The 11,139-nt window shown below is 68.7% G+C and carries 10 protein-coding genes; 6 read left to right on the top strand and 4 right to left on the bottom strand.

What is annotated here, in order from left to right; translation table 11 throughout:
* Positions 1 to 150: 150 nt before the first annotated feature.
* From ACIRG9_RS07950 to ACIRG9_RS07935, 4 genes are all read left to right on the top strand, one after another.
* Positions 151 to 636 carry a hypothetical protein gene (locus tag ACIRG9_RS07950; protein ID WP_402851842.1) on the top strand — a complete coding sequence of 162 codons (486 nt, stop codon included), beginning with the start codon at positions 151 to 153 and terminating at the stop codon, positions 634 to 636.
* On the top strand, positions 546 to 1,109 hold the full coding sequence (locus ACIRG9_RS07945) for a prolyl oligopeptidase family serine peptidase (protein ID WP_402851839.1): 564 nt from the start codon (positions 546 to 548) through the stop codon (positions 1,107 to 1,109). Before ACIRG9_RS07950 ends, ACIRG9_RS07945 begins: the two co-directional genes overlap by 91 nt.
* 1,092 nt (positions 1,110 to 2,201) lie before the next feature.
* Entirely contained in the window at positions 2,202 to 2,537 is a 336-nt protein-coding gene (locus ACIRG9_RS07940) for a hypothetical protein (protein ID WP_402851836.1), read from the top strand.
* Positions 2,534 to 3,658, top strand: coding sequence for a tyrosine-type recombinase/integrase (locus ACIRG9_RS07935; RefSeq protein WP_402851833.1), 1,125 nt, complete (start codon positions 2,534 to 2,536; stop codon positions 3,656 to 3,658). The genes ACIRG9_RS07940 and ACIRG9_RS07935 overlap by 4 nt, the downstream gene beginning before the upstream one ends.
* A gap of 231 nt (positions 3,659 to 3,889) precedes the next feature.
* Here ACIRG9_RS07935 and ACIRG9_RS07930 read toward each other — a convergent pair whose 3' ends face one another.
* Both ACIRG9_RS07930 and ACIRG9_RS07925 read right to left on the bottom strand, forming a co-directional pair.
* The gene (locus ACIRG9_RS07930) at positions 3,890 to 5,059 is read right to left on the bottom strand and encodes a hypothetical protein (protein WP_402851830.1); all 1,170 of its coding nucleotides are present in this window, start codon (positions 5,057 to 5,059) and stop codon (positions 3,890 to 3,892) included.
* Positions 5,056 to 7,230, bottom strand: coding sequence for a DEAD/DEAH box helicase (locus tag ACIRG9_RS07925; RefSeq protein ID WP_402851827.1), 2,175 nt, complete (start codon positions 7,228 to 7,230; stop codon positions 5,056 to 5,058). The genes ACIRG9_RS07930 and ACIRG9_RS07925 overlap by 4 nt, the downstream gene beginning before the upstream one ends.
* Here ACIRG9_RS07925 and ACIRG9_RS07920 point away from each other — a divergent pair.
* Positions 7,192 to 7,695: a hypothetical protein gene (locus tag ACIRG9_RS07920; RefSeq protein WP_402851825.1), complete on the top strand. Its 504-nt coding sequence runs from the start codon at positions 7,192 to 7,194 to the stop codon at positions 7,693 to 7,695. The two genes, ACIRG9_RS07925 and ACIRG9_RS07920, sit on opposite strands and share 39 nt — an antisense overlap.
* 314 nt (positions 7,696 to 8,009) lie before the next feature.
* On the opposite strand, the gene ACIRG9_RS07915 is transcribed toward ACIRG9_RS07920, so the two are convergent.
* Positions 8,010 to 9,623, bottom strand: a complete 1,614-nt coding sequence (locus ACIRG9_RS07915) for a hypothetical protein (RefSeq protein ID WP_402851822.1) — start codon at positions 9,621 to 9,623, stop codon at positions 8,010 to 8,012.
* A 591-nt stretch (positions 9,624 to 10,214) separates the two neighbouring features.
* Here ACIRG9_RS07915 and ACIRG9_RS07910 point away from each other — a divergent pair.
* Positions 10,215 to 10,487 carry a hypothetical protein gene (locus tag ACIRG9_RS07910; RefSeq protein ID WP_402851819.1) on the top strand — a complete coding sequence of 91 codons (273 nt, stop codon included), beginning with the start codon at positions 10,215 to 10,217 and terminating at the stop codon, positions 10,485 to 10,487.
* An 82-nt stretch (positions 10,488 to 10,569) separates the two neighbouring features.
* Here ACIRG9_RS07910 and ACIRG9_RS07905 read toward each other — a convergent pair whose 3' ends face one another.
* Complete coding sequence (locus ACIRG9_RS07905; protein ID WP_402851817.1) at positions 10,570 to 10,938, bottom strand: recombinase family protein; 369 nt, start codon at positions 10,936 to 10,938, stop codon at positions 10,570 to 10,572.
* Positions 10,939 to 11,139 lie beyond the last annotated feature (201 nt).

Below are 11,139 nucleotides of genomic sequence, written 5' to 3'. Positions count from 1 at the left end.
TGAAGTTGATCTGTGGAAGGACCACTTCGTATCGAGGTTCTGCGTCTTCTCTTCGTACCGGACCTGATCTGGCGCGTCTCACGCCTTCCCGGCATTCCAGGCGGCTACTGACTGCTACCACCCGCTTGCACGGAATGGCTCAGTGGCTAGGTGGCGACCGATGAGGGCGATGACCTGTACCTCTGGCTGGAGGACCTCGACGGGGCGGAAGCTGCCGGGTGGGTCCGGGACCGCAACGTGGAGAGTGTGGCCGCGTTGACCGAGGGTGAGCGGTTCGCCGAGTTGCGGGCTGAGATCCGGCAGGTGCTCGACGCCGACGACCGGATTCCCTATCCGGGTTGGCGCGGGGACCGCTACTACTACGACTTCTGGCAGGACGCCGTACATCCTCGTGGGCTCTGGCGCCGGACCACCCTTGAGAAGTACCGCCGGCGTGAGCCGGAATGGGACGTGCTGCTTGATGTCGACGCGTTGGCCGCCGAAGAGGGTGAGAACTGGGTCTGGCGCGGGAGAACCGGCCCAGGGCGTACGAGGACTTCGCGGCGGTGGCGGCTGACCTGGTCGGGCGGGGGATCACCACGCCGGCGCAGCTCGGCATCGAGGGCGGCAGCAACGGCGGTCTGCTCATGGGGGTGATGCTGACCCGCTACCCGGCGCTCTTCGGCGCGGTCGTCGCGCGGGTGCCGGTGCTGGACATGCGGCGCTACCACCGGCTGCTGGCCGGCGCCTCATGGATGGCCGAGTACGGCGACCCGGACCGGACGGAGGACTGGTCCTTCCTGCGGGAATACTCGCCCTACCACAACGTCCGCGGCGGGTCGGCCTACCCGCCGATCCTGCTCGTCACCTCGACAAGGGACGACCGGGTGCATCCGGGCCACGCCCGCAAGATGGCGGCTCGGCTGCTCGAGCACGGCCACGACGTGTCCTACTACGAAAACGTCGAGGGCGGGCACGGCGCCGCCGCCAACAACGAGCAGCACGCGAAGGTCAGGGCGCTGGTGCTGGAGTTCCTCTGGCAGCGATTGACCGGAACGCCGGGCGACTCCATCCCCCACCAGAGGTCCCGCCTCCGTCGCAAGCTCGAAGCCCCGTCGGCCTCGCAATGACCCCGGGTCCTCTGAGGACCCTTTTGATCACGAGCGACCTGGTTGATCGTCCGCCCCGACGAGCGGACCAGATCAACCGCGTCACGCTGGAACTCTTCCGTGTACTTCGATTGGAAACCGATAAGGCATCGTCGTTGGCCGTGGTCTGACCCGCACTTCGATAGGACGCCCCAACGGGGACACTCCTTCCTCTGAACCAGCGTCCAGTCTCAGGGGGCAAGCCCATCCTCGCCGTCACCGCCACCCAGGCGTAAAGGAGGCACAGCCGACCGGGCCGGACTCGTCCCCCTCAGCCTCGCAGAGACTCGACATCTCCTGGCGCACCTCATTACCTATAGACGAACCAGCGACCACATCAATCGATGATGGCCACGGTGGCGGCGTCGCCACCAGTTCCGGGCCAAAACGAGCCGCTACCAGCGAAGATAACAACTCAGCGAAGTGCGGCTGTCTGTGCGGCTAGTTGCGCGAGTGCTTCGACGCGCCGGTCACAGATGGCGGCGACTTGGCGTAGCGCGTCCCTGACGTCGCCGCTGAGGTCTGCGGGAGGCGGTCCGCGTGGGTCCGGCAGGGTCATCGGCCATCGAGGAGGCAACAGGACCTGCCGTCCGTGCCTTGGTCCGCTCGTCCGGGATGCCCAGCACCAGCCTCAGCGCGCCGACGCAACCGTCGCGGTGTCCGTCACAAGGCGCGCCGAGGCTGGTGGGCCCAGCTGCATAAAGGAGGATCGAGTGCTAGAGTAGGGTAGGCCGAAGATTTCCCGCCACCGTAAATGGCGGTGGGGGTAGGGTTCGTGTTGCCCCTCGGACACCACTATTCGTGGAGATTCGCGAGAGATCAACCGATCCTTGCGGATCCTCAGGCGAAGTTACGAAGCATCCATGTTCATGGCGAACATCGGGGGGCGTTTCCGCCTGAGCTGATGTTCGTGCGGCTGTGCTGGTGGCAGCCATGAGCCGTCGACGCCGCCTTCGGCGTCGGGATGTTGAGCAGCTCGTCGAAGCGCTCGTCCCCACCCCATTGCCGGTCGTGCCGCCGGAGCCGGCGTCCCTGCCGGCTTTGCCGCCACCTGCGGTCCGGGCAGGCAGCCATGTGTTGTTCGACGCGGCCCGCCCCGACGCGGCGGGCCGGGTCACCGCCCGCCCGCTGCTGCGGGCCCTGGGCTGGAAACCCGGTCTCGCCCTACACATAGACGTCGTGTACGCCACCGTGCTCATCGCCCCCGCGCCCAACGGCGCGCACGTCGTGGGCACCCGCGAGGAACTGCCCCTACCGGCCGTCACCCGACACCTGTGCGGCATCGCACCCGGCGAACCCGTCCTCCTGGCCGCCCTGCCCCGCCAGAACCGCATCCTCGTGCACCCCTCAAACACCATCACCGCGGTCCTGGCCGACCTGCACGCCCGCATCCTCGGAGAGCCCTCATGACCACGGATCCCGATCGTGTCGCCACCGCCCGAGCGCTCCTCGAGCACCTCGGCCTCACCGCCGCCGACCTCACCGGAAGTAGCCGGCCTGCCGTGCCGACAGTCGCCGACTACCTGCCTGCTGTCGTCGCAGCGGCGAGCACAGGCACCCGACGCACTTACGGCAGTTCCTGGCGGCGCATGGCCGCCGCCCTCGGCGATCGGCGCATCGACGCGGTGCGCGCCAGCAATCTCGAAGCCCTCATGCGACAGGTTACCGCCGCCGCCCGCCCACGCCGCAACTCTCGAAACGGCCGACACGCCGGCGAGCATCTCATCGCCGCCGCCCGCGCCTTCTACAACCGCGCCATCACCGACGGCTACCTCACCGCCGTGGCCAGCCCTGCCCACCGGATCCGCAAACCCCGCCGGCTACCCAACACCCGCCGCGCCCTCACCCCCAACGAAATGTCCGACATCAATGCCGCCGCCCGCAGCGGCGGCAACGACATTGTGCTCGACGCCCTACTGCTGCGCCTGCACACCGAAACGGCCTGCCGACGCGGCGGCGCCCTCGCGCTACGCCTGATCGACCTCGACACCGACCACGCCCTGATCCGTCTGCGCGAGAAGGGCGGCACGCAACGCTGGCAGCCCATCACACCGATGCTCGCCGACCGCCTTGCCGACCACGCCCGAGCTCGCGGCGCCGTCGTACCAACCGCCGCGCTGCTGCGCTACCGCAACGGCCACCCCGCCACCTACCGCCGCTACGACCTGCTGTGGAAACGCATCGGACAACAGCTACCGTGGGTCGCCGCCCAGGTAATCTCCACGCACTGGCTGCGCCACACCACGCTCACCTGGGTCGAGCGGCACTTTGGCTACGCCGTCGCTCGCGCCTACGCCGGACACACCGACCGCCGCGGACCCGCCACCACCACCTACATCAAAGCCGACCTGCACGCCGTCGCCACCGCGCTGGCAGCCCTCACCGGGCAACCCCATTCACTCGCTACGTCGGACCGGCTCTGCTGGCCCGCTGAGTCGGGCGCCGTTGCCGATGCCTGCACTCGCGCGGCAGCGCACCGAAGCGATGATGTATCGCCTGGCTTCGGTCGACAGCAGTGGCTGGATCCGTGATCAGCCGATTAGCGGCTCCCGCACTCCGACGGGTCGGGGACGGGGGAGGGGCAAGCCCGCTGATCGATTCGGCGCCTGACGAGGCGGACATGTGCCTGCCGGGATGGCCGGACCGCGCTGTTCAGAAGGTCGTTGCCGGCGCCCCCGGCTGACCTTCTGGGAGTGGGGTCGGATCCTTGTCAGCGAGTCGACATCCGCGCACTGCGCCGGCTACCCACCACCGGGCGGCCCTCACCCTCCGGCAACCTGTCCGACATCAACGCCGCCGGCCGCGGCGGCGGCTACACCTGCGTCCTCGACGTAGGGACGAAGTTCGGCGACGCTCGGTGCGGCAACCTCGAGCTGGCGTGCCAGCGCCGCCACTCGGGTGGTCAGCTCGTCCAGGTCCCGAGCCGCGCCGGCTCGTGCCATCGCGGCAGCACGTTTGAGCACCGCCTGCCGTCGGATTTCCTCGTCTTCGCACCACAGTTGCAGGAATACCCGACGACGTACTTCGAAGGACCCGAGTCGGTGCCACTTGTAGCGGCGCGGAAACACCGATGCCGGCAGGGACGCCCGCAGTACGCCGTTCGCGAGCTGACGCGGGCGCACGTCGGGGAAGCCGGCCCCGTCGAGCCACTCCCTCCAGACCTTCTCGGCGTCGGCTCGACCTTCGGCTGTCACCACGTCGCGGAGGAACGGTCCGACAACTCGGGACAGGTATCCGTCTGCACCGTCAATGGCCTTAACGAAGATCAAGAGCGATGACACGCATTCCACGACGTACGCCGGCAGCCAGGCCTGTCGTACCTCGTGCGGCGTGGCGGTTATGAGCCCAGCTGGCAGATTGAACTCCTCGCGGTCGGGTCGGTGCAGCAGGTGCGCGACCGTGTCGACGCGAAACGGTGTGAGCGTTGCCAGTTGATGAAAGCTCGTGCCGTCGGCCAGTGTCAGCTGCGGCTCCTCCAGCCATACGGTGCCGGAGTAGTGGGTGCGGGGCAGCGGTGATCCGGTGATACCGTCGAGGTAGAGCCGCTGCCTGTCCTCCTTCTCCACATACCGGCAGTCTTCCCGCACTGAACGGTGGCCGAGTTCGGTCAACCTCAGCGTGTCACCGTCGCGGTGCAGGTGGCCGATGGTCGCGAGGAAGCGCAGCGCGCGTTCGATCAGCGCGGGTCGCACGCCGAAGAACCCGGCGAGCGAACGGGCGTTGTTCAGCCCCGCCTCGGCGATGGCGCGGGAGAGGTAGCGGTCGAAAACCTCGTACGGCTGGGCCTCGCGGATGATGGCGCTGATGTCGACGGCCCAGACGGGTAGTAGAAGGGGAAGGATCTGCAGTGGCTGAACGCCGGCCAGATCGGTCACCCGCTCCGCGATGCGGCGGATCGGAAGCTGCGCCGCCCGTACCGGTGGTGTGGTCATGAGAGCCGGTCACGGAGCTGCCGCGACGGTACGACGTCACCGTGACTCCGGGCGTATTGGTACAGCTCACCGGCCAGGTGCCGGAAGCGCCCATCGTTCGCCCGAACCAGGGTGCTCATGTCGCCGACCAGCACAAGTTGCTCGCGAGCCCTGGTGATGGCCACGTTGAGCCGGCGCAGTTCGCTGAGGAACCCCACCCGCCCCTGCGGATTGCTCCGGGTGAAGCTGTAGACGACATTGTCGTACTCACGGCCCTGGAACGCATCGACAGTGCCGATCCGGTCCGCGACCGCGTTGTCGCCGAGCAGTTCGGCCAGCCGCATGGTGAGCAACTGCACCTGCGCCCGGTAGGGTGCGATGACTGCCCACTCGCGGTCGTGCCGGCCATACCACTGGACCAGGTCGAGCACGAGCCGCGCCTCGGCGAGGTTGTCGCAGCCGGCCAGCTGCCACGTCTCGGTCCGGTCGCGTTGCCGCTCGGCACGCTCCTTCGCCGGCAGGTCGGCGGTGTCCACCACGGCGAGTGGGCTGCGAAACACTGCCGACGGTGGCCGGACCGGTGTGCCGGTGCGCAACCGATTCTCATAGAACTGTGCCGAGACGAAGTCAGCTAGGACGGCCGGCATCCGACGCTGGCGGGACAGCAGCACGCGGTTGGGTGCGGGCGCACGCTCGATGAGTCGCTCGAAGGCGCTGCGGGTCAGCAGTTCGATCAACTGAGCCGGTTCGGTGCCGGGCGGCGCACAACCGTCGCGGGCCAGCCACTGCCGCACGTCGTCATCGACGAACGGTGGTAGCTGTTGGTGATCACCCACCAGGACGGCCCGGCGGGCCCGCACCAGCGGCACGAGGGTGGAGGCGATGGGGATTTGCCCGGCCTCGTCGACAATCGCCAGGTCGAAATCGAGGTCGCTGAGCTGATTCTTCTGCACCCCGACACCGATGCAGGTGGCGCCGATGACATCTGCGTAGCGAATCAACTCGGCGTGCAGCTGCTCACTGGGCTGACCCAACTGCTGCCGCCAGTCATTCAGCAGCCGGGCACGGTTGCGCAGCACCGGCTCGCTGCTGCGGCACCGTTCGGCGAAGGCGATCAGCCCGTCGAGATCCTCCGGAACCGGTGGCACGGCTACCACACCAGCCAGAAGCCGAGCGTACGCAAGCGATGCCGTCCGGGCGTCCTCGTGCGCCCGGCCGAGAACATCGTCCGCCGCGGCGACCCGTACCTTCGCGCTACGTATAGCGGCATCGTCGTCCAAGGCGTGCTGCAGCTCGGCAGTCCGAGCGGCAAACTCCTGTACGGTCCGCGTCAGGGCCGCCTCCACCTCGGCAAGCCGGGGGAGGGCTCCATCGAGCTGACGTTGGTGGCGGGCCCCCCGCCACCGGTGCACCAATCCTGCGATACCGGTCGAGCGGCCTTGTGCCTTCTGCACCTGGACGGTCAGCCGCTGCACCCGCGCGGCGAGCTCGCTCGCCAACTGTTCCCCTTCCTGTCGAGCCGCTGCGGCCCGGTCCACCGACGGTGCCAACCGGGCGTGGACGGCCGCGACGGCGCCGTACTGGGCCGCTGCGGCAGCATCGTGTGCCGCGCGGGCCGCGCCGACCTGCTCGATGGCGCTGGTAAGGCGGTGCAGCCACATTTGTGCCGCAGATGGTTCGGCGAGCCAGGGCGCGAGGCGTTGGGCAGTCACCTCCGACTGGGTCAGAATGCGCTGCTGCAGCTTGGATGCCGTCGCGGCAAGTGTCATCTGCTGCACCGCCGCGGTGATGCGGGTCTCGTTGCCGACCCGGACCGCGGTCAACGCCGCGGGCAGGCGTTCGATGACGTTGTCAACGGCGGTGTTCGTCTGGGAGGCGACCAGGACTTGCTCGCCGCGAGCAGCGGCGGCCGTCGCGATCTCGACGATGGTACGGGTCTTGCCGGTGCCCGGCGGCCCGAGGACGAGCAGCAGGTCGGGCACGGAAAGCGCACGGTGAAAGGCGTCCGCCTGGTCGGCGTCCAGCGCCTCGACAGGCCGCAGCGCGGCAACGCTGTCGGGCGGTTCCGCGAAGCCGGCGAAGTCCAGGTCGGCCAGGAGCGGTAGCAGCCCGGGATTGAGCGTCGCACCGGACCGTAGGGCGGCCACAGCAGCATGTTGAACGCGCTGGACGACATCGTTTCCGCTGATCACCAGCTCGCCCTGGGCGGGTATCCGGGGTCGGTGTACCGCGGCGTCGAACTGGACCGTCAGCCGCTCCCCGTCGACGCCCTGGACCCGACCCCGCAGATCGGGCACCTGACGCAGCTCCACCATGTCGCCCGGTTTGACCTGTCCTGGCCGCGACAGCAGGAACACGTGGATGGCGGCGGTCGAGCGGCGGGACTCGGCCGCATTGCGTACCTCGTAGTAGGTGAGTGCCGGTCGTGCCTGCTGCTGTGCCAGCTCGATCTGGCGGGCCCCCTCGACGACAGTGTCGAGCGCGTCGCAGAACGCCTCGTGCCGGGCCGGTCGTTGCGGCGCGGCCGGTGGGGCGGCCTGCTGCTGCCAGGCATGGAGGGTGGCTGCGTCTGGCACTCGGCAGCCGACGGGAACGCTGTTGAGCAGCGGACTGTAGACCCAACCGCGTGGTGCCAGGCGAACCCGGCTGCGGGCTAGCAGACGGTGACCACGAAGGTTCAGCGGCTCGATGAACTCGACGAAGAAGGCGTCCTGTTGTGGCGACACACGCACCCCGACGCAGCTGCGCTGAGCGTAGAGCCTGATCCACTGCGCTCGTCCGTCACCCCTTGCCTCGTCCACCGTCACCGGCACTCCGCCGAGGCGAGTGAGGTGGTTGAGCTCCGCGGTGAACGGCGCGAGGTCCGGTAGGTGGGGATGCTGCTGGCGTGCTTGTGCGAAGCGGGTGGCGAAGTTCCGGCCGGGCGTCAACGCGATCGGCGCGGTCAGTGAATAGGTGGTCGGTAGTCCCGTCAGCATCGCACCGTCCCGCCGCAGCGCAGCACACCGGTCAGGGCTGCGACGAGGTCTCGCGGGGTGGGTCGATCGGCCGGCGTCGGGGCAAGGCCCGCCAGCAGGGGCGCATCGAGGGAAGGCGACAGCTCCGGCCGCATCAGCGTGGGCAGTGGGGGAGCGGACCCCGGTGGCTGACCGACCGCCAAGTGATAGATGACGGCGGCGAGCTGGTACACGTCCGTCACCGGCCCCGGCGGTAGCAGAGCCGGTCGGTCCTGCTCGGGTGCCCGGTAGGCCGGGTGCCCTTCGCCTGCGGCGGCGGGCACCACCGCGAGCCCGACATCCCGAAGTATCAACCCATTCAGCGCTACGAGGAGAGTGCCGGGGTGCAGCGCGCGGTGCGCGTGCCCGGCGTCGTGCAGAGCGTCGAGAGTGCGTGCTACCGCCGGTAGCCCGCGCAGCAGCGAGTCCAGAGCGATTCCGGGGTACGGCGGTGGCCCGTACGTGTCCGGTAGGGAGGGGCCGCTGCGCTCCGCGATCACCGTCACCTGGCCCGCGTCATGCCGGACGTCGAGGATCCGTGCCAGCCCGGGAAGGCGCCGTTGGAGATCCGCTGCGCGGATCAACTGGGCCCGGCGGTCGTCGCTGCGCCGGCCGGCACGCAGAACGTCGAGCCGGACGATGCGGACGTCGCGCTCCTGCGGCGCCAGCTGCCGGGCCGGTGCGCAACACTCCCGGTACGACCGGTCCTCAGGTTGCCTGACGTGCACTGGATCGTGGATCAGATAGCAGCAGTCGCCAAGCCCGATCTCCTGCCCGCCCTGCCACTCGTTGCTCGCATCGCCCGGCGTCCTGGCCGGCCTTGGCGGGAGGCCCAGCCGAGGTGGTGCGTGTCGGACCGCCGCATCATGGTGCCGCACGACCAGTTCACGTAGATCGGCGATGAGTAGCGTCTGCTCGTCGCGCTGGGGTTGGCCGCGGTCAGCGACCGCGCGCAGCGACCCGGTCAGTCGCGCGATGCGCTGTTCCGGGGAAGGCGGCTCCTCGGTGCCGACGGCAGCGATTCGGTCGACCAGCGCGTAATAGCACTGCTCAGCGTAGTGTGGATCGCGGTCCAGGAGGGACAGCGCGCCGCCCATGTCCCGGATGCCGACTGAGGTGATCTCGCTTCGCCGCGGCAGCGGTGGATCGGGCATGGACAACACTCGTTTGAAGCGCTCGACCTCGTCAGGGTCGGCATCAACGTAGGCGCCGAGCTCACTGTCGATCCGCTTCCGCGCGTCTCGGGATAGTGCGGCATTCGACGCGAAGGCGCAGCGGCACGATTCGCCCATCGCCTGCCACACCCTGTGCAGATCGCGAATGACCGGCTTCAACTCGGACATCGACCACTCTCCGGTGCCCGGATCGCGGTGTTTGACCGAGACCAGTTCCGGACCGTCGTCGGGCAGCAGGGCGATGTAGTCGGTCGACCACTCGATCACGACAGCCGTCACCCCTTCCGAGAGCAGGTTGGGGATGCATCGCAGGGCGACGCACTCGTCCTGGTAGCGGAAGCGGGCACGAGTGGGCCGGGCGGTGTTGCGGTCGTCGTAGTACAGGCCACCAGATCCGGCGGGAGGGGATGCCACGCGCCCACCCTAGATGCACTCATCGCTGTCGGACAATCACCCTCCGCCGGTGCGGAGCGGTCCGGACTGGGCGCCGGGATCCTTATATAGAGCCATCAACCGCGCGATGCCCCGGAGGGATGACTTCTACCGTCATGTCCGCGAGCGACACGTTGTGTTCGTGAGCACCCCGCACGCCGGTGGTTGCCCGAGACCCTCGCCGGGGGACACGTCACCGGCCCCGCCGCCGGTCATCGAAGAGGACAACGTCGACGCGGAGGTTCGTCGGGACGTCTGACCCGCCCGCCGTGGCGGGCTACCCGGCCCGCCATCAGCACCAGTCCGTCCGGCGACGCAGTGCGGCTGGACCTGACCGACGAAGAACTCGGAGCGCCACCTACTCGCGGTCCGCTTCCGAGCCGCCCTACTCATCATGATCTTCACGCAGCAGCGGTGGGCTGCGGTAAACACCTCACCAGCGCCGAGCCGAGCCCGCTGATCGCTCGCATTCGCGACGCCGTCAAGGCGTATCGGACGGCTGCAGCAAGTGACGACATGGCCATCCGTGCCCCTGGCGTCGGCTGAGGCGCTCCAGCGGTCCGGGCCGCCCGATTGCGTGCGCGCCCGTCGCCGGCCTCGCTACCGCTTGCAGGCGCACCGATCGTCAACGTCAACGTCAACGTCAACGTCAACGTCAACGGCAACGGCAACGGCAACGGTGTCGGGGTCGCGGCGACGCCGTCCATCGGTGACCTCGATGGTGACGGGACGCTGGAGATCGCGACGTCGACCATCGACCACGGCCTGGACGTTTTCACGGTGCCGGGCTGCCTGCCCTGGCCCACCGGTCGAGGCAACACCCGGCGCGCCGGCACCGCCGGCTGACCCAACTGACACGGAGGGTCAGCATCCGGAGATGATCAAGACCTTTGAAACCGACGCGTAATCGCCTGATGGCGCCTCACAGTCAGCGCAGACCGTGCTGCGCGGCGACGCCTTCGGCTACCTTCCGGTGAGTACCGGCCAGTCCCTGGGTGTCGAGCGCGCCGGCGAAGGGCTTGCTGCTGTCTGGTTTGACGAGCCGGCCGCGGCGTACCCAGACGTCGGTGGGGCGGATCAGGTAGTTGGTGGTCAGGATTGTGGCCTTGTGCGCGAGGAGGAACTCGAGGATGCGGTGCAGTTTCTCGCTGTTGCGCGAGTACCGGCTCAGCGCCGACGTACACAGTACGAAGTCGCCTTCGGCGGCCTTCCTGAGCAGGTCCACCAAGCCTTGGTCGAAGCGCGGGTCGATTGCGCTGAACACGGTCACCGCGTCGTCGGCCAACGGCGGTGTCATGACTACCTCGTCGCCGCAAGGCAGGCTAGGCGTGGGTGCCGACGGTAGGCGCAGTGGACCGCGACCGCTGTCGGCAAAGGTGTCGGTCAGGGCGTCCAGACACGCCCACGCCTGCGGATAGCGTCCGGCCAGCCCGGCGAAAGGGTTCGGATCCTGAGCGGCGACTGGCTGGCGGCGGCGCGCGGCCAGCAGATGCGACAG

The organism is Micromonospora sp. NPDC093277 (assembly GCF_044765245.1).
Classification (GTDB): Bacteria; Actinomycetota; Actinomycetes; order Mycobacteriales; family Micromonosporaceae; genus Micromonospora.
Note: the sequence above shows the minus strand (reverse complement) of the source record. Positions and strands in the feature narration are given on the sequence as shown.